Origin of the sequence: Micromonospora sp. AP08, from assembly GCF_008085935.1 — a bacterium.
In the GTDB taxonomy this organism is placed as follows: Bacteria; Actinomycetota; Actinomycetes; order Mycobacteriales; family Micromonosporaceae; genus Micromonospora; species Micromonospora chersina.
In genome coordinates, this window is the sequence record NZ_VSEZ01000006.1 from 130,149 (window position 1) to 147,437 (window position 17,289).

A 17,289-nucleotide genomic window follows, 5' to 3' on the forward strand; every position below is an offset into this window, starting at 1 on the left:
GCCCCTCAGTACTTCAGCAGGTTGGCGTCGTCGACGCTCGCCGAGCGCCGGGTCCGGAAGATCGCCATGATGATCGCGAGCCCGACCACGACCTCGGCCGCGGCCACCACCATCACGAAGAACGCCATGATCTGGCCGTTCAGGTCGCCGTTGATCCGGCTGAACGTGACAAGCGTCAGGTTGGCCGCGTTGAGCATCAGCTCGACGCACATGAACAGCACGATCGCGTTGCGCCGGATCAGCACGCCGACGGCGCCGATGGTGAACAGCACCGCCGCGAGGATCAGGTAGTAGTCCGGGGTCACTTCTCCGTCCCCTTCAACGAGGTCTCCTCGGCGGTCAGCTCCCGCACCGGCATGATCTCCGGGATGCTGCGGTCGGTCAGCCGGCCGTCGGGCAGGCGGGCCGGGGTGGCCACCGAGGAGGAGGTGGCGAAGACGCCCGGTCCGGGCTTCGGGCCGGGGTAGTTGCCGGGGCGGAACCGGGCCTTCATGGTGGCGACCTGGTCCATCCGGTCCTCCTTGCGCCGCTCCACGTGCGCCAGCACCATCGCGCCCACCGCCGCCGTGATGAGCAGCGCGGAGGTCAGCTCGAAGGCGAAGACGTACTTGGTGAAGAGCAGCCGGGCGATGCCCTGCACGTTGCCCTCGGCGTTCGGCTGGTCCAGGCCGACGGCCTGCACGCCCTCCAGCGCCCGGTAGAGCCCGGAACCGATCAGGCCGGCGAAGCCGAGCCCGAGCACCACCGCGGCGACCCGCTGGCCGCGCAGCGTCTCGATGAGCGAGTCGGAGGCGTCCCGGCCCACCAGCATGAGCACGAACAGGAAGAGCATCATGATCGCGCCGGTGTAGACGATGATCTGCACCATGCCGATGAACGGCCCGGCCTGGAGCACGTAGAACACGCCCAGGCAGAGCATGGTCAGCACCAGCCAGAGCGCCGAGTGCACCGCGTTGCGCGCCCAGACCATGCCGATGGCCCCGAGAAGGGCCAGCGGGGCGAGGATCCAGAAGGTGACCTCCTCACCTCCGGACACCTGGCCCGCCGCGGCGAGCACCGTCTGCGTGGTCATGCTCCTGCTCCCTTGCCCGCCTCGGCCCGCTGCGCGGCCTGCTCGGCGCCGGGGAAGGTCACGCCGGGGTGCTCCTCCACCTGGTACCGGCCCGGGCCCATGGGCGAGCGCTCGGCGCCGGCCGAGGTGCCCGGGTTGGTCAGCCCGCCGACGTAGTAGTCCTTCTCGCTGTCGCCCAGCCGCATCGGGTGCGGCGGCTGCTCCATGCCGGGCAGCAGCGGCGCGAGCAGTTGCTCCTTCGTGAAGATCAGGTCCTGCCGGTTGTCCCGGGCCAGCTCGTACTCGTTGCTCATGGTGAGCGACCGGGTCGGGCAGGCCTCGATGCAGAGCCCGCAGAAGATGCACCGGGCGTAGTTGATCTGGTAGACGCTGGCGTACCGCTCACCCGGGGAGAAGCGCTGCTCCTCGGTGTTGTCGCCACCCTCCACGTAGATCGCGTCCGCCGGGCAGGCCCACGCGCACAGCTCGCAGCCGATGCACTTCTCCAGCCCGTCCGGATGCCGGTTGAGGATGTGCCGCCCGTGGTAGCGCGGCGCCGAGACCGGCGGCTTGAACGGGTAGTCGGTCGTGACGACCTTCTTGAACATGTGCGAGAAGGTGACACCGAAGCCCTTGAACGTTCCGGTGATCGCGCCCACGTCACACCTCCCTGGAGTCCGAGCCGGCGACGACGTTGGCCGGCTCCCGCTCGGCGACCACGCGCTTGGTACGCGGGCTCGGCGGAACCTGAAGATCCATCGGCGGCAGCGGGAAGCTGCCGTGTGGACGGCTGTTCACCTGCTCCTGGAGCGGCGGCTTCGGCGCCTTCTTCCGGCTCGGCCAGAAGAGCGTGGCCAGCAGCAGCACGCCCGCGGCGATGCCGGTGGCGAGCAGCCGGTCCCGGGTCTGCCAGTCCTCGATCGAGCGGAGACCGCTCAGCACCAGGATCCAGACCAGGTTGATCGGCAGCAGGACCTTCCAGCCGAAGCGCATGAACTGGTCGTAGCGGAGCCGGGGCAGGGTGCCCCGCAGCCAGACGAAGACGAAGACCAGGACGATGACCTTGCCGAAGAACCAGAGCATCGGCCACCAACCCGAGTTGGCGCCCGACCACAGGGTGATCGGCCAGGGGGCCCGCCAGCCGCCGAGGAACAGCGTCGTGGTGACCGCGGACATGGTCACCATCGAGACGTACTCGGAGAGCATGAAGAGCGCGAACTTGAGCGAGCTGTACTCGGTCATGAAGCCCGCGACCAGCTCCGACTCCGCCTCGGGCAGGTCGAACGGCGCCCGGTTGGTCTCACCGACCATGGCGATGAAGAAGATGACGAAGCTGGGCAGCAGCAGGATCGCGTACCAGCCGGGGGCCGGGATCTGCTGGCCGGCGATGGTGAGCTGGGTGGCGTCGCCCTGCGCCGCGACGATCCCGCTGGTCGACATCGTGCCGGCGGTCATGAACACCGCCACGATGCTCAGCCCCATGGCGACCTCGTACGAGATCATCTGGGCGCTGGACCGGAGACCGCCGAGCAGCGGGTACGTCGACCCGGAGGCCCAGCCGCCGAGCACGATGCCGTAGATGCCCATCGAGGAGCAGGCGAGGATCACCAGCACCGCCACCGACACGTCGGTGACCTGGAGCGGCGTCCAGTGGCCGAAGATGCTCACCTTCGGGCCGAACGGCACCACCGACAGCGCGGTGACCGCGGAGATCACCGAGATGGTCGGCGCGAAGAAGAAGACCACCTTGTCGGCGGCGCGCGGGAGGATGTCCTCCTTGAACGCCATCTTCAGGCCGTCCGCGAGGGTCTGCAGCAGGCCGAACGGGCCCACCTGGTTCGGGCCGGGCCGGACCGCCATGCGGCCGACCACCCGGCGCTCGAACCAGACGCCGAGCAGCGTGGCCAGCAGGCCGAAGGCGAACGCGAAGACGATCTTCCCGAGGACCAGCCACCACGGATCCTTGCCGAAGTCGGCCAGCGTCGGGTCCTGCGCCGCGAGGTAGAGGTTCACTGGGCACTCCCGGTGTTGAGGAGCGGACCCGGACGGGCGGCCGCGTCCGCGGCGACCGCCGCGGCCGAGACCTTCACGACCTCGCCGGACGTCGCGCCGAGGCTGCGCCGGACGGTCGAGCCGGGTGAGTTGGTCGGCAGCCAGACGACGCCGTCCGGCATCTCGGTGATCGCCGCCGGCAGGGTGACCGCGCCGCGGTCGGTGCCGACGGTCACCGGGTCCCCGTCCGCGACACCGAGCGCCTCGGCGGTGCCCTTGCCGAGCCGGACCACCGGCGGGCGGGCGGTGCCGGCGAGGTGCTCGTCGCCGTCGGTGAGGCTGCCCAGGTCGAGCAGCTGGTGCCAGGTGGCCAGCACGGCCTCGCCGGCGCCGGGCTGCGGCACGGTGGCCGGCTCGACGGACGGGGCGGACGGCCGGTCGACCCGGGTCGGCGGCAGCGCGCCCAGCTCCCGGCGGACGCTCTGCACGTCGCCGGTGCCGAGCCGCACGTCGAGCTGCGCGGCGATCGCGTCGAGCACCCGGCCGTCGGTCATGGCCGCGGTGTCCAGCACCTTGTCGAAGGTGCGCAGCCGGCCCTCCCAGTCCAGGAAGCTGCCGGCCTTCTCGACCACCGGGGCGACCGGCAGGACCACGTCGGCCCGGCGGGCCACCGCGCTCATCCGCAGCTCCAGGCTGACCAGGAACGGCACCGCGTCCAGGGCCTGCTCGGCCAGGCGCGGGTCGGACAGGTCGGCCGGGTCGACGCCGGCCACCACGAGGGCGCCGATCTGACCGTTGGCCGCGGCCGTGAGGATGCCGTCGGTGTCCCGGCCGGCCTGGCTCGGGATCACCCCGGCCGGGATGTCCCACGCCTCGCCCAGCTCGGCGCGGGCGGCCGGCTCGGTGACCACGCGGCCGCCGGGCAGCAGGTTGGGCAGGCAGCCCGCGTCGACCGCGCCGCGGTCACCCGCGCGCCGCGGCACCCAGGCCAGCTTGGCCCCGGTACGCCGGGCCACGTCCGCCGCGGCGGAGAGGCCGCCGGGCACCGCGCCCAGCCGCTCGCCGACGATCAGGATGGCGCCCGGCTGGCTGAGGGCCTCGGCCACCGTGGCGTGCTCGGCCAGCACGCTGGCCTCCTCGCCCGGCACCACCCGGGCCAGCTTGGCCCCGAGCTTCTCCAGGCCGCGGGTCGCGAACGGCGCGAGCGCGTAGACCGTGAGCTTCTTCTTCAGGTACGCCTTGCGCAGCCGCAGGAAGAGGATCGGGCACTCCTCCTCCGGCTCCAGGCCGACCAGCACCACGGCGGGCGCGTTCTCCACGTCGGCGTAGGTCACGTCGGTGACCCCGGCGACGCTGCTGGCCAGGAAGTCGGCCTCCTCGCGGGAGACCGGGCGGGCCCGGAAGTCGATGTCGTTGGTGTGCAGGGCGACCCGCGCGAACTTCGCGTACGCGTAGGCGTCCTCGACGGTGAGCCGGCCGCCGGTCAGCACCGCCGTGCCCTGCTCGCCGTCCCGGGCGGCGCGCAGCCCCTCGGCGGCCCGGGTCAGGGCCTCGCTCCAGGACGCCTCGCGCAGCTCACCGGTCTTCCCGTCCCGCACCAGCGGGGTGGTGAGCCGGTCGAACGCGCGGGTGTACTGGAAGCCCCAGCGGCCCTTGTCGCAGTTCCACTCCTCGTTCACCGCCGGGTCGTCACCGGCCAGCCGGCGCAGCACCTTGCCGCGCCGCCAGTCGGTGCGCTGCGCGCAGCCGGCCGCGCAGTGCTCGCAGGCGCTGGGGGTGGAGACCAGGTCGAACGGGCGGGCCCGGAACCGGTACTGCGCGCCGGTCAGCGCGCCCACCGGGCAGATCTGCACGGTGTTGCCGGAGAAGTACGAGTTGAAGGGGACGTCCCCCGCCTCATCCCCGGGGTCCGCGCCGTACGCGTCGTCCCGGTAGATGTTGATCTCCTCGGCGGACGACCGGCCCATCAGGTCGATGAACTTGTCGCCGGCGATCTCCTCGGAGAACCGGGTGCAGCGCTGGCAGAGCACGCAGCGCTCGCGGTCGAGCAGCACCTGGGTGCTGATCGGCAGCGGCTTCGGGTACTCCCGCTTGTGCTCGTGGAAGCGGGAGTCGGTGCGGCCGGTGGACATCGCCTGGTTCTGGAGCGGGCACTCGCCGCCCTTGTCGCACATCGGGCAGTCCAGGGGGTGGTTGAGGAGCAGCAGCTCCATCACCCCCTCCTGGGCCTTCTTGGCGACCGGGGAGGTGAGCTGCGTCCGCACCACCATGCCGTCGGCCACGGTCTGGGTGCAGGAGGCGACCGGCTTGCGCTGGCCCTCCACCTCCACCAGGCACTGCCGGCAGGCGCCGGCCGGGGCCAGCAGCGGATGGTCGCAGAACCGCGGGATCTCGGTGCCCAACTGCTCGGCGACCCGGATCAGCAGCGCCCCCTTGGGCGCGGTGACCTGGACGCCGTCGATGGTCAGGGTGACGGTCTCGGTCTGCTTGGCTACGTCGGTCATCAGTGGGCTCCCACCAGCTGCTTCTCGGAGAGCTTCGGCGCGGTACGTCCCTCGATGTAGTCGAGGTAGTCCTGCTTGAAGTACTTCAGCGACGAGGTCACCGAGCTGGTCGCACCGTCACCCAGACCGCAGAACGAGCGGCCGAGGATGTTGTCGCAGGTGTCGAGCAGGGTGTCCAGGTCCTCGTGGGTGCCCTGACCGGAGAGGATCCGCCGGTAGACCCGGACCATCCAGTAGTTGCCCTCACGGCACGGGGTGCACTTGCCGCACGACTCGTGGTGGTAGAACTCCAGCCACCGGTAGGTCGCGTACACCGGGCAGTCCTGGTCGGAGAAGATCTGCGTGGCCGTGGTGCCCAGGATCGAGCCGGCCGCCGCCACCCCCTCGAAGTCCAGCGGCACGTCCAGGTGCTCGGCGGTGAGCAGCGGCGTCGACGAGCCGCCCGGGGTCCAGAACCGCAGGTTGTGCCCGGGCTGCATGCCGCCGGCCAGCTCGATCAGCTCGCGCAGGGTGATCCCCATCGAGCACTCGAACTGGCCCGGGTTGGCGATCCGGCCGGAGAGTGAGTAGATCATCGGGCCGGAGGACTTCTCCGTCCCCATGGTCTTCCACCAGTCGGCGCCGCCCAGCACGATGTACGGCACGCTGGCGATGGTGCCGACGTTGTTCACCACGGTCGGGCTGGCGTACAGGCCGTGAGTCGCCGGGAACGGCGGGCGCAGCCGGGGCTGGCCCCGGAAGCCCTCCAGCGAGTCCAGCAGCGCGGTCTCCTCACCGCAGATGTACGCCCCGGCGCCGGAGTGCACCACCAAGTCGAGGTCGAAGCCGCTGCCCTGGATGTTCCGGCCGAGGTAGCCCCTGGCGTACGCCTCGTGCACGGCGTTGCGCAGCCGGCGGGCGGCGTGCACGGCCTCGCCACGGATGTAGATGTACGCCCGGTTGGCGCGGATCGCGTACGAGGCGATGATGACGCCCTCAACCAGCGAGTGCGGGTCGTGGGTCATGAGCGGCAGGTCCTTGCAGGTGCCCGGCTCGCCCTCGTCGGCGTTCACCACGAGGTAGTGCGGCTTGCCGTCGCCCTGCGGGATGAACCCCCACTTGAGACCGGTCGGGAAGCCCGCGCCGCCCCGCCCGCGCAGCCCGGAGTCCTTGATCAGCTGGATCAGGTCGTCCGGGTGCGCCCTGAGCGCCTTGCGCAGGGCGGCGTAGCCGTCCAGCCTCTCGTAGGTGCCGATCCGCCAGGCGTCCGGCGACAGCCAGCGCTTGGTGAGCACCGGCGTCAGCTTGGCCAGCGTCTCCGGCCGAGGAGCGGTCACTTCTGGACCCCCGTTTCGCTCGCGACCGCCGGGCCCGCGCCGTTGGCGCCCGCCCCGGCCTCCGCTTCCTTGAGGTTGCGCTGCTGCGCCCCGGCCTCGTCGCCGGCGGGCTTGCCGTCACCGGCCGGCGGGTTCGCCGCCGCGCCGGCGGCCTCCGCCGCCTGCGCGTCGCGCGGCGCCGGCGGCGCACCGTCCGTCGGGACCTTGGTGCCCGGGGCGTCCGGCGCGGCGGTGCGCGCATCCGGCTGCCGGGTCTCGGCGGTACGCACCTGCGGCGACTTGTCGTCCGGCGCCTTCACGTCCGGCGCGGTGCTGCCGGTGGCCGCCGCGGGCTTCACCGGCTCGGCCGCCGGGGCCGGCCTGGCGGCCTCGGCCTTGGCCTTGGCCTCGGCGGCGGCCTTGTCGGCCTCGGCCTTGCTGCGGATCGGGGTGTTCGGGTCGAAGCCCGGCACCGAGATGCCGTGCTGCTCGGCCAGGCGCAGGCCGCGCAGGGTCGGCTCGCCCGGCCCCCCGTCGGCCACCGCGCCGTCGCGCTCGTCGGCGAAACCGGCGAGCTGGACGGCCATCTCCTTGAGGGTGCAGAGCCGGGCGCCGCGGGTCGGCATCGGCCGGCCCCCCGCCCGCAGCTCCTCCACCACGCCGAGCGCGCCCTGCGGGTCGACGTTGTCGAAGAAGTCGTAGTTGACCGTCATGACCGGGCCGTAGTCGCACGCCGCCAGGCACTCGGCGTGCTCCAGGGTGATCTTCCCGTCGGCGGTGGTCTCGTCGTGCCCGACGCCCAGGTGCTCGGCGAGGGTGTCGTAGACCTCCTGGCCGCCGAGCACGTTGCACATGGTGTTGGTGCAGACGCTGACCAGGTAGTCACCGGTCGGCTTGCGCTTGTACATGGTGTAGAAGGTGGCGACCGCGCCGACCTGGGCCTTGTTCAGGCCGAGCACCTCGGCGCAGAACTCGACCCCGGCCGGGGAGACGTACCCCTCCTCGGACTGGACCAGGTGCAGCAGCGGCAGCAGGGCCGAGCGGGACCGGTCCGCCGGGTACCGGGCGATGATCTCCCGCGCCCGCTCCCGGGTCTGTTCAGTGAAAACGCTCATCGGTCACAACCACCCATCACGGGGTCCAGCGAGGCGCCACCGGCGATCACGTCGGCGATCAGGCCGCCCTCGGCCATCGCCGGGAGGGCCTGGAGGTTGACGAAGCTCGGCTCCCGGTAGTGCACCCGGTAGGGCCGGGTGCCGCCGTCGGAGACCGCGTGCACGCCCAGTTCGCCGCGGGGCGACTCGACGGCGACGTACACCTGGCCCGGCGGGACCCGGAAGCCCTCGGTGACGAGCTTGAAGTGGTGGATCAGCGACTCCATCGACTGACCCATGATCTTGGCGACGTGCTCCAGCGAGTTGCCCATGCCGTCGACGCCGATGGCGAGCTGCGCCGGCCAGGCGATCTTGCGGTCGGCCACCATCACGGGGCCCGGCTTGAGCCGGTCGAGGGCCTGCTCGACCAGCTTCAGCGACTCCCGGATCTCGGCCAGCCGGACCAGGTAGCGGCCCCAGACGTCGCCGTCGGTGTGCGTCGGCACGTCGAACTCGTACGTCTCGTAGCCGCAGTACGGCATGGTCTTGCGCAGGTCCCAGGCGAGACCGGCGGAGCGCAGCACCGGACCGGTCACGCCGAGCGCGAGGCAGGCCGTCACGTCGAGGACCGCCACGTTCTTCGTCCGCTCGGTCCAGATCGGCTGGCCGGAGAGCAGGTTCTCGTACTCCTTGAGCTTCTTCGGCATCAGCTTGAGGAAGTCACGGATCTTGACGATCGCGTCGTCCGGCACGTCCTGCGCGACGCCGCCCGGCCGCACGTACGCGTGGTTCATGCGCAGGCCGGTGATGGTCTCGAAGATGTCGAGGATGTACTCCCGCTCGCGGAAGCCGTACAGCATCATGTTGATCGCGCCCAGCTCCATGCCGGTGGTGGCCAGCCAGACCAGGTGCGACGAGATGCGGTTGAGCTCCATCATCAGCACCCGGATGGTGGTGGCCCGCTCGGTCACCTCGTCGGTGATGCCGAGCAGCTTCTCCACCGCGAGCGCGTACGCCGTCTCGTTGAACAGCGGGGAGAGGTAGTCCATCCGGGTCACGAAGGTCGAGCCCTGGACCCAGTTCCGGTATTCGAGGTTCTTCTCGATGCCGGTGTGCAGGTAGCCGACGACCGAGCGGGCCTCGCGGACCGTCTCGCCCTCCAGCTCCAGGATCAGCCGGAGCACGCCGTGCGTGGACGGGTGCTGCGGACCCATGTTGACGACGATCCGCTCGTCGTTGATCGGGTCCGTGCCGGAGACGACCTGGTCCCAGTCCCCACCGGTGACGGTGAAGACCTTGCCCTCGGTCGTCTCGCGCTCGGTCGCGTAGTTGGACGTGGTCACTGGTAGGACCTCCTACGGTCCGGCGGCGGGATTTCCGCACCCTTGTACTCGACGGGGATGCCGCCGAGCGGGTAGTCCTTGCGCTGCGGGTGCCCCTCCCAGTCGTCCGGCATGAGGATCCGGGTCAGGTTGGGGTGGCCGTCGAAGACGATGCCGAACATGTCGTACGTCTCCCGCTCCTGCCAGTCGGCGGTCGGGTAGACGGCGGTGACGCTCGGCAGGTGCGGGTCCTCGGCGGAGACCGCGGCCTCCAGCCGGACCCGGCGCCGGTAGGTCATCGAGGTCAGCTGGTAGACCACGTGCAGCCGGCGCCCGTCCGCGCCCAGGTAGTCCACGCCGGACACCGAGGAGCAGAGCTCGAAGCGGAGCGCCAGGTCGTCGCGCATCACCTGGCAGACCTCGGCGATCCGCTCCGGGCGGACGTGCAGGGTCAGCTCGCCCCGGTCGACCACGACCTTCTCGATCGCGTCGCCGAACTGGGGGTACGCCTCCTCCAGCGCGTCGCGGACCTCGTCGAAGTAGCCCCCGTACGGCCGGGCGGCCTCCTCGATGGGCTTGCGCTGGCGCACCAGGCCGCCGTAGCCGGAGACGTCGCCGGTGCCCTGGTTGCCGAACATGCCGCGTCCGGCCGGGCTGGCCGGCGGGTACTCCGCCGGGGCGGTGCTGCTGGCTCCGGCCGGGGTGGTCGGGACCGGCACGCCGCCGTCGTTGTTCTTGTCGTGCGGTGCCGTCACTTCGGGCCCCCCTGCGACTGGAGGTGGTTCTGCGCCTTCATCCAGTTCTCGATCCGCAGCTGCTCCTCGCGCCCCTCGCGGACCGCCTTCGTCCACTCGGCGCGCCGGGCCTTGTCGTTCCGGTACGACGACGGCATCGAGCCGTAGGGCACGACGGGCACGTCACCGCGCTCCTTGCGGGCCTCCAGCATCTTGCGGCCGTTCGCGCCCAGCGGCTCGTACATGATCTTCTCGCGGAGCTTGAGCACCGCGTCGATGAGCATCTCGGGCCGGGGCGGGCAGCCCGGGAGGTACATGTCGACCGGCACGATGTGGTCGACGCCCTGCACGATGGCGTAGTTGTTGAACATGCCGCCGCTGCTGGCGCAGACGCCCATCGAGATGACCCAGCGGGGCTCGGCCATCTGGTCGTAGATCTGGCGCAGCACCGGGGCCATCTTCTGGCTCACCCGGCCGGCCACGATCATGAGGTCCGCCTGCCGCGGCGAGGCCCGGAAGACCTCCATGCCCCAGCGGCCCATGTCGTAGTGCGGACCACCGGCGGCCATCATCTCGATGGCACAGCAGGCCAGGCCGAAGGTGGCGCCCCAGACGGACGACTTCCGCGACCAGTTGACCAGCTTCTCCACGGAGGTGAGCAGGACGCCGGCCGGGAGCTTCTCCTCGATGCCCATCTGACGTACCTCCCTCAGTCCCAGTCCAGGCCGCCGCGCCGCCAGACGTAGGCGTAGGCGACGAAGACCGCGACGATGAACATGACCATCTCCACGAAGCCGAAGATCGGCAGGGCGTCGAAGGAGACGGCCCAGGGGTAGAGGAAGATGATCTCGATGTCGAAGACGATGAAGAGCATCGCCGTCAGGTAGAACTTGACCGGGAACCGGCCGCCACCGACCGGCTGCGGGCTCGGTTCGATGCCGCACTCGTACGCCTCGAGCTTGGCCTTGTTCAGACGCCGGGGGCCGGCGAATCGGGCGGCGGCCACGGAGAACAGCGCGAACCCCGCGGCGAGGGCGAACAGCCCGATGATCGGTGCGTAAGGAGAGAGCGTCATCGTTGTCTCCTGCTCGTCCTTCCCTGACCTCGACGGTTGGCGAAAATCACACTATTCACGTCCCTCGTGACCTCGGCCGGCGGGGGGTCGATCTTTGTCGGTCCCGGGGCGCCGTGACCCCGGGACCGGTGGTCTAGACGGCGGGTGCCACCCTCGTCATCGCGTTGATGACGCGGTCCATGGCGTCACCGCCCCGGGGGTCGGTGAGGTTGGCCAGCAGCTTGAGCACGAAGCGCATCAGCATCGGGTGGGGCATGCCGTGCTTGGTGGCCATGCGCATCACCTCGGGCCGGCCGATGAGCTTCACGAAGATGCCGCCGAGGCGGTAGTAGCCGCCGAAGCGGGCCTTCAGCTCCTGCGGGTACGCCAGCAGCGCCCGCTCGCGCTCCGCGCCGGCCGGGCGGGCGAGCGCCTGCACCGCGACCTCGGCGGCCAGCTCGCCGGACTCCATGGCGTACGCGATGCCCTCGCCGTTGAACGGGTTGACCATGCCGCCGGAGTCGCCGACCAGCAGGACCCCGCGGGTGTAGTGCGGGACCCGGTTGAAGCCCATCGGCAGCGCGGCGCCGAGGATCGGCCCCTCCGCGTTGGTCTCGTCGGTCATCCCCCAGTCCTCGGGGGTGTTGGCCAGCCAGTCGGTGAGCAGCCGGCGGTAGTTCGTCTTGCCGAAGGCCGAGGAGGAGTTGAGCACGCCCAGGCCGACGTTCACCCGGCCGTCGCCGAGGCCGAAGATCCAGCCGTAGCCGGGCAGCAGCGCGTCGCTGCCCTTGGCCCGCAGCTCCAGCCACGACTCCAGGTAGTCGTCGTCGTGCTTGGCGGGCGAGCGGTAGTAGCGGCGGACCGCGACGCCGATCGGCCGGTCCTCGCGCTTGGCCAGGCCGAGGGCGAGCGGGAAGCGGCCGGAGACGCCGTCCGCGGCGACCACGAGCGGCGCGTGGAAGGTGGCCGGCTCCTTGTCGGGGCCCACCTCGGCCTGCACGCCGATCACCCGGTCGTCGGCGCCGAGCACCGGGCCCAGCACGTTGACGCCGGTGCGCAGCTTCGCCCCGGCGGCGACGGCACGCTGGGCGAGCAGGTCGTCGAAGTCGAGCCGGGTCCGGACCAGGCCGTAGTTGGGGAAGCTGGCCAGGTCGGGCCAGTCGAGTTCCAGGCGTACCCCGCCGCCGATCACCCGCAGGCCCTTGTTGTGCAGCCAGCCGGCCTCGGGCGAGGTGTCCACGCCCATCCGGATGAGCTGCCGCACGGCCCGGGGGGTGAGCCCGTCGCCGCAGACCTTCTCCCGGGGAAATTCGGTCTTCTCCAGCAGCAGCACGCGTACGCCGTGCCGCGCCAGGTGGTACGCCGTCGCCGATCCTCCGGGACCGGCGCCCACGACGATGACGTCGGCGTCGTTCTCCACCGCGGCCATCCGCGCCTCCTCCCGCATGCTCGTGAAATGCTTCACAAGCCGATCCGGTTGGAGTCTATGACCGGCGTTACACCTGTATGCGCTGAGGGGGGCCTAACTTCGCGGAAACAAGCCGGTCGGTGTGCGTCCGTCCGGCGGTCAGGAGCGCGCGGAGGCGGCGGGCCCCAGGCCGGCGTCGAGCCGGATCGCCTCCGGCAGGTGGTCGCGCAGCGCGCCGCCGGCGGCCCGGTCGAGCGCGGCCAGCACCTCGGCGACCACCTGACGCACGTCGGCGGGATCGGCGCCGGCCAGCTCCCGGAGTTGCGCGATGAGTTCCGCGGCGTCGTCGTCGGTGGCCGCCTGGTCTGGTCCCGTCATGGGGGCGAGCCTACGGGACAAAGTAGACCTAAAGCGGATATTCACGAAAAGGCCGGTTTATGCCGGCCCACGCATCAGTCCCGGATCGCGCGGTGCAGCGCGACCACGCCGCCGGTCAGGTTGCGCCAGGCCACCCGGCCCCAGCCGGCCGCGCCGATCCGTGCGGCCAGCGCCTCCTGGTCCGGCCAGGCCCGGATCGACTCGGCGAGGTAGACGTACGCGTCGGGGTTGCTCGACACCGCGCGAGCCACGGCCGGCAGCGACCGCATCAGGTACGACAGGTAGACCGTGCGGAACGCCGGGTTGACCGGGGTGCTGAACTCGCAGACCACCAGCCGGCCGCCCGGCCGGGTGACCCGGGCCAGCTCGCGCAGCGCGGCGTCGGTGTCGTTGACGTTGCGCAGCGCGAAGGAGATGGTCACCGCGTCGAAGCTCGCGTCGGCGAAGGGCAGCCGCAGCGCGTCCCCGGCCAGCAGCGGCACCCGCGGGCGGGTGCGCTTGCCGGCGTGCAGCATGCCGAGCGACAGGTCGGCGCCGACCGCGTACGCCCCGGAGTGGCCGAGCTCCTCGGTCGAGACGCCGGTGCCGGCGCCCACGTCCAGCACCCGCTCGCCGGGGCGCAGCCCCAGCGCCTCCCGGGTGGCCCGCCGCCAGAACCGGTCCTGCCCGAAGGAGAGCACCGTGTTGGTCAGGTCGTAGCGGGCGGCCACGCCGTCGAACATCGCGGCGACCTCGTGCGGCTGCTTGTCCAGGCTGGCGCGCTGGCCCTGCGGGGTACGGCTCACCCCTCCACTCTGCCAGCCGCCCCCCGCCCGACTCCTGCCGGGTACGCGAAAGGGCGGGGTGGTCGCCCACCCCGCCCCACACCCTGTCCAGGTCGGTCAGTCCCCGGCCCGCTCGTCGGTCGGCGTGACCAGAACCACCTTCCGGCGGCGGGAGAGCAGCAGCAGCGCCCCGCCGGCCAGCAGGACGGCCGCGCCGACGCCGCCGATCAGCCCGACCTGAACGCCGGTCACCGGCAGGCCACCGTCGCCGGCCCCGCCGCCGCTGCCACCGCCCGGGCTCGCCGTCGCGCTCGGCTGGCCGGTCGGGGCCGGCGTGCCCGTGCCCGTGGGGGTGGGCTGCGGCGTGCCGGTCGGGTCCGGGGTGGACCCGGCCGACAGGTCCACGAAGGCCTCGAAGATGGTGTGGTTGTCCAGCTCGTCGACCTCGGCGAAGGTACGCCGCTGCGCGGCGCCGGCCGCCCTGGGCGCCTCCTCCGGCGCGCCCTCGGCACCGTCCAACCCGTACGCGAAGAGGTCGCCCTCGTGCAGCACCGGCTCGGTGACGTCGTCGCCGACGCGGACCGTGACGCCCGCGGTGTAGTACTGGCCCGGCTGGACCACCGCGCCGTCGTCCTCGCAGAGCGCCTGGGCCTTGCCCAGGATCTCCTGCTGGAGGCAGCCCTCCGGCAGGTCCACGAAGCTCACTCCGGCCGGCAGGGTGAGGCCGTAGAAGACGCCGGTGGCCGGACGGCTGCCGTCGTTGTAGACCGCCCAGTCCAGCGGCACCGTCACGCCACGCCGGACCGGCTTCAGGTCGGGCTCGTCCTGCCCGGCGCCGTCGACCACGACGTTGTCCTGGATGTCCTGCACCCAGGCGGCGAGGTCGTAGCCGGGTCGGGTGACCTGGACCGGCACCTCGACGATCTCGTCGGCGGTGTTCGGCTGGGGGCTGACGGTGCCCACGCCGACGGTCAGCACACCGCCGTCGCCCTTGCCGCCGGTGCTGAACAGCGGGATGCCGAAGTCCTCGCTCGTGCCGGCGGGCAGGTCGCCCAGCCGGCAGTCGTAGAACTGGCTGGAGACGACCCGGCAGCCGTCCGGCAGCACGTAGCCCACGCGCTTCGCGTTGAGCTCGTCGACCTTGACCCGGACGCTGACGTCCTTCGCCTCGGCCGTGCCGACGTTGGTCACGGTGAACTTGAACGGCTTGGCCTGGGCGGCCTCGACGCCCTTGGCCAGGCTGGTGCTGATCGGGGCGAGCACGAGGTCGGGCAGGTCGGCCGCCTGCGCCGGCGTGCCGACGGCGGTCAGCGCGCCGACCGCGAGCAGGGCCACGGCGCCGGCGCGGGCCAGCGGTGGACGGTAGGTGAAGGTCATGGATCCCCCGGGGTAAGGGACGTGCGGATGGTTGCGGAACGAAGGGACGCTACCGGAGCGACGTCGGGCCGCGCCAGAACCCCGTCGATGAATTCCCACCGTCCTCACCGGAACGCAGACAGCAGGGGCGGGATGGTGACCCATCCCGCCCCTGCTGCCGTGCGTTTATGTGAACGGCCCTCGCGGGCCGATGGAGGACGACCGTCAGGCGGACGACGACAGCGTAACCGCCGATGTCGCCGCGCGGGTCACGGTCGCGCAGGTCGCCGCCGTCCTGTTATCTCGCAGGTCGGCGGCCCGATCGGCGGTGCCGTTCGGTCGACGGAAGCGGGGTCAGTTGACCTCGACCAGCGGGAGCGACTTACCGGCCCCGCCGCCCGGCAGGGCGATCGAGGAGAAGTGCGAGACCACCCGGTCGTCGCTCGGGTCGTCGGCCGGGGTCCGGTGCACCGCGAGCCGGTTGTAGAGCGTGTCCCGCTGGGCGGGGATCCGGTCGGCGGTGCGGATCATGTTGATCAGCTCGTGCAGGTTCGAGCGGTGCCGGGCGCCGGCCGAGGAGATGACGTTCTCCTCCAGCATGATCGAGCCGAGGTCGTCCACCCCCATGTGCAGGGCGAGCTGGCCGACGTCCTTGCCCGTGGTCAGCCACGACGCCTGAAGGTGCGGCACCGTCTCGAAGAAGAGCCGGGCCACCGCGACGAGCCGCAGGTATTCCAGCGTGGTCGCCTGGGTGCGGCCCTTCAGGTGGTTGTTCTCCGGCTGGTACGTCCAGGGGATGAACGCGCGGAAGCCGCCCGTGCGGTCCTGCACGTCGCGGATCATCCGCAGGTGCTCGATCCGCTCGGCGTGGGTCTCGCCGGTGCCCATCATCATGGTCGCGGTCGACTCCAGGCCCTGCCGGTGCGCCAGCTCCATGACCTCCAGCCAGCGCGCGCCCGACTCCTTCAGCGGCGCGATGGCCCGGCGCGGCCGGTCCGGCAGCATCTCGGCGCCGGCGCCGGCGATCGAGTCCAGCCCGGCCGCCTTGATCCGGGCGATCGCCTCGTCCAGGCTCACCCCGGAGACCTTGGCCATGTGCAGGATCTCGCTCGGGCCGATCGAGTGGATGGCGAGCTGCGGGTAGGCCGTCTTGACCGCGGAGAACAGCTCCTCGTAGTACTCCACGCCGTAGTCCGGGTGGTGGCCGCCCTGGAGCATGACCTGGGTGGCGCCCAGCTCGACCGCCTCGCCGCAGCGGCGCAGGATCTCCTCGGTCGGGTGGGTCCAGCCCTCCTTGTGCTTGGGGGCCCGGTAGAACGCGCAGAACTTGCACGCCGTCACGCAGACGTTCGTGTAGTTGATGTTGCGGTCGATCAGGTACGTGACGATGTTGTCCGGGTAGCGCCGCCGGCGCACCGCGTCCGCGGCCTCGCCCAGCGCGTGGAAGGGCGCCTCGGTGTAGAGCAGCAGGGCCTCCTCGGGCGTGATCCGCCCGCCGTCCGCGCCGCGCTGCAGGATGTCGTCGATCTCCCGGCTCACCGTCACGTCTCCGAGGGTACGTCGCCCGCTCGGAGGCCGGAACGCCGCTCCACCCCCGGTGACGAGCGCCCCACCGGCCGGCTCAGTTCATCCCCGGACTGGCCACGGCGAGACCGACCGCCTTCGCGGCGTCCAGGAGTCGCCGGTCGTAGGTGACGAACGCGACGAAGTCGGCGCCGGCCTGACGGGCCAGGATCTCCGCCGTGGCGAGGTGGATGGCGTCCAGACTGCGCAGCAGGGGTTCGGCGTACGCGCCGGCCGCCGCCCGGACCGCAGTGTCGATTTCGACCCGGTAGAGCCGCCCCAGCACCGACGGGACGCCGACCAGCGCCTGCGGCGCGGCACGACGCAGGGCACGCGGCACCTCGACCTCGACCAGGGCCGACGAGACCAGTGCCGTGCCGGCGTGCTCGTTGAGCCAGCCGATGAGATCCGGCGTCTCCGCCTCCCGCCGGAGCATCTTGATGACCGCCGCCGAGTCGAGGTAGATCACCAGCGTTCCTCGTCCCGCGCGTCCGCCAGGACGGCCGCGACGTCCACCGCGGGGTCCCCGAGCACCGGTGGCATCGGAATCGGCCCGGTCGCGGTCGGCGCCGTCGCCCGCCCCTCGGCGACCAGACGGCCGAGGAGCGCGTCGCCGGCCAGCACCGGGACGAGCCGGGCGATCGGCTCGCCGCGATCGGTCACCTCGACCGTTTCGCCCGCGCGTACCCGGGCCAGCACCCGACTCGTGTGCTGGTTCAGCTCCCGAACGGCGATCTGCTCCATGCTCCGAGTGTAGAACGGTCTGTTCTACGG

At 71.6% G+C, this 17,289-nt stretch carries 18 protein-coding genes; all 18 read right to left on the minus strand.

Going from position 1 to position 17,289, the window contains the following annotated elements; genetic code table 11:
- Positions 1-5: 5 nt before the first annotated feature.
- The 18 genes from nuoK to FXF50_RS12590 all read right to left on the minus strand — a co-directional run bounded on the left by nuoK (position 6) and on the right by FXF50_RS12590 (position 17,259).
- Complete coding sequence (gene nuoK, locus FXF50_RS12505) at positions 6-305, minus strand: NADH-quinone oxidoreductase subunit NuoK (protein ID WP_148427399.1); 300 nt, start codon at positions 303-305, stop codon at positions 6-8.
- Positions 302-1,072 (minus strand): NADH-quinone oxidoreductase subunit J, encoded by a 771-nt coding sequence (locus tag FXF50_RS12510; protein ID WP_148427401.1) that lies wholly within the window; start codon positions 1,070-1,072, stop codon positions 302-304. Before FXF50_RS12510 ends, nuoK begins: the two co-directional genes overlap by 4 nt.
- On the minus strand, positions 1,069-1,710 hold the full coding sequence (gene nuoI, locus FXF50_RS12515) for an NADH-quinone oxidoreductase subunit NuoI (protein WP_091315294.1): 642 nt from the start codon (positions 1,708-1,710) through the stop codon (positions 1,069-1,071). Before nuoI ends, FXF50_RS12510 begins: the two co-directional genes overlap by 4 nt.
- Position 1,711: 1 nt before the next feature.
- Positions 1,712-3,064 carry an NADH-quinone oxidoreductase subunit NuoH gene (gene nuoH / locus FXF50_RS12520; RefSeq protein ID WP_148427403.1) on the minus strand — a complete coding sequence of 451 codons (1,353 nt, stop codon included), beginning with the start codon at positions 3,062-3,064 and terminating at the stop codon, positions 1,712-1,714.
- A complete protein-coding gene (locus FXF50_RS12525; RefSeq protein ID WP_148427405.1) occupies positions 3,061-5,547 on the minus strand; it encodes an NADH-quinone oxidoreductase subunit G in 2,487 nt (828 codons plus the stop codon). Before FXF50_RS12525 ends, nuoH begins: the two co-directional genes overlap by 4 nt.
- Positions 5,547-6,863, minus strand: coding sequence for an NADH-quinone oxidoreductase subunit NuoF (nuoF, locus tag FXF50_RS12530; protein ID WP_148427408.1), 1,317 nt, complete (start codon positions 6,861-6,863; stop codon positions 5,547-5,549). The genes FXF50_RS12525 and nuoF overlap by 1 nt, the downstream gene beginning before the upstream one ends.
- A complete protein-coding gene (nuoE, locus tag FXF50_RS12535; RefSeq protein ID WP_148427410.1) occupies positions 6,860-7,957 on the minus strand; it encodes an NADH-quinone oxidoreductase subunit NuoE in 1,098 nt (365 codons plus the stop codon). Before nuoE ends, nuoF begins: the two co-directional genes overlap by 4 nt.
- Positions 7,954-9,279 (minus strand): NADH-quinone oxidoreductase subunit D, encoded by a 1,326-nt coding sequence (locus tag FXF50_RS12540; protein WP_148427412.1) that lies wholly within the window; start codon positions 9,277-9,279, stop codon positions 7,954-7,956. The genes nuoE and FXF50_RS12540 overlap by 4 nt, the downstream gene beginning before the upstream one ends.
- The gene (locus FXF50_RS12545; protein WP_148427414.1) at positions 9,276-10,013 is read right to left on the minus strand and encodes an NADH-quinone oxidoreductase subunit C; all 738 of its coding nucleotides are present in this window, start codon (positions 10,011-10,013) and stop codon (positions 9,276-9,278) included. The genes FXF50_RS12540 and FXF50_RS12545 overlap by 4 nt, the downstream gene beginning before the upstream one ends.
- On the minus strand, positions 10,010-10,687 hold the full coding sequence (locus FXF50_RS12550) for an NADH-quinone oxidoreductase subunit B family protein (protein WP_091261240.1): 678 nt from the start codon (positions 10,685-10,687) through the stop codon (positions 10,010-10,012). Before FXF50_RS12550 ends, FXF50_RS12545 begins: the two co-directional genes overlap by 4 nt.
- Positions 10,688-10,701: 14 nt before the next feature.
- Positions 10,702-11,067, minus strand: a complete 366-nt coding sequence (locus FXF50_RS12555) for an NADH-quinone oxidoreductase subunit A (RefSeq protein ID WP_089011626.1) — start codon at positions 11,065-11,067, stop codon at positions 10,702-10,704.
- 133 nt (positions 11,068-11,200) lie between these two features.
- The gene (locus FXF50_RS12560; protein ID WP_148427789.1) at positions 11,201-12,475 is read right to left on the minus strand and encodes a geranylgeranyl reductase family protein; all 1,275 of its coding nucleotides are present in this window, start codon (positions 12,473-12,475) and stop codon (positions 11,201-11,203) included.
- A gap of 138 nt (positions 12,476-12,613) precedes the next feature.
- Positions 12,614-12,832 carry a hypothetical protein gene (locus FXF50_RS12565; protein WP_148427416.1) on the minus strand — a complete coding sequence of 73 codons (219 nt, stop codon included), beginning with the start codon at positions 12,830-12,832 and terminating at the stop codon, positions 12,614-12,616.
- A gap of 74 nt (positions 12,833-12,906) precedes the next feature.
- On the minus strand, positions 12,907-13,617 hold the full coding sequence (locus FXF50_RS12570) for a demethylmenaquinone methyltransferase (protein WP_148427418.1): 711 nt from the start codon (positions 13,615-13,617) through the stop codon (positions 12,907-12,909).
- Between the two features lie 96 nt (positions 13,618-13,713).
- Positions 13,714-14,973: a cell wall anchor protein gene (locus tag FXF50_RS12575; protein ID WP_148427420.1), complete on the minus strand. Its 1,260-nt coding sequence runs from the start codon at positions 14,971-14,973 to the stop codon at positions 13,714-13,716.
- Positions 14,974-15,306: 333 nt separating this feature from the next.
- Positions 15,307-16,497, minus strand: a complete 1,191-nt coding sequence (mqnC, locus tag FXF50_RS12580; RefSeq protein WP_148427422.1) for a cyclic dehypoxanthinyl futalosine synthase — start codon at positions 16,495-16,497, stop codon at positions 15,307-15,309.
- Between the two features lie 76 nt (positions 16,498-16,573).
- Positions 16,574-16,984: a type II toxin-antitoxin system VapC family toxin gene (locus tag FXF50_RS12585; RefSeq protein ID WP_148427424.1), complete on the minus strand. Its 411-nt coding sequence runs from the start codon at positions 16,982-16,984 to the stop codon at positions 16,574-16,576.
- A complete protein-coding gene (locus tag FXF50_RS12590) occupies positions 16,981-17,259 on the minus strand; it encodes a type II toxin-antitoxin system Phd/YefM family antitoxin (protein ID WP_148427426.1) in 279 nt (92 codons plus the stop codon). The genes FXF50_RS12585 and FXF50_RS12590 overlap by 4 nt, the downstream gene beginning before the upstream one ends.
- Positions 17,260-17,289: the final 30 nt, after the last annotated feature.

What these genes read in the sequence shown, in the direction of transcription:
- FXF50_RS12510 (WP_148427401.1), bottom strand. Translation starts at nt 1,072, where the DNA reads ATGACCACGCAGACGGTGCTCGCCGCGGCGGGCCAGGTGTCCGGAGGT.
- FXF50_RS12525 (WP_148427405.1), bottom strand. Translation starts at nt 5,547, where the DNA reads ATGACCGACGTAGCCAAGCAGACCGAGACCGTCACCCTGACCATCGAC.
- nuoE (WP_148427410.1), bottom strand. Translation starts at nt 7,957, where the DNA reads ATGAGCGTTTTCACTGAACAGACCCGGGAGCGGGCGCGGGAGATCATC.
- FXF50_RS12550 (WP_091261240.1), bottom strand. Translation starts at nt 10,687, where the DNA reads ATGGGCATCGAGGAGAAGCTCCCGGCCGGCGTCCTGCTCACCTCCGTG.
- FXF50_RS12555 (WP_089011626.1), bottom strand. Translation starts at nt 11,067, where the DNA reads ATGACGCTCTCTCCTTACGCACCGATCATCGGGCTGTTCGCCCTCGCC.
- FXF50_RS12560 (WP_148427789.1), bottom strand. Translation starts at nt 12,475, where the DNA reads ATGGCCGCGGTGGAGAACGACGCCGACGTCATCGTCGTGGGCGCCGGT.
- FXF50_RS12565 (WP_148427416.1), bottom strand. Translation starts at nt 12,832, where the DNA reads ATGACGGGACCAGACCAGGCGGCCACCGACGACGACGCCGCGGAACTC.
- FXF50_RS12575 (WP_148427420.1), bottom strand. Translation starts at nt 14,973, where the DNA reads ATGACCTTCACCTACCGTCCACCGCTGGCCCGCGCCGGCGCCGTGGCC.
- FXF50_RS12590 (WP_148427426.1), bottom strand. Translation starts at nt 17,259, where the DNA reads ATGGAGCAGATCGCCGTTCGGGAGCTGAACCAGCACACGAGTCGGGTG.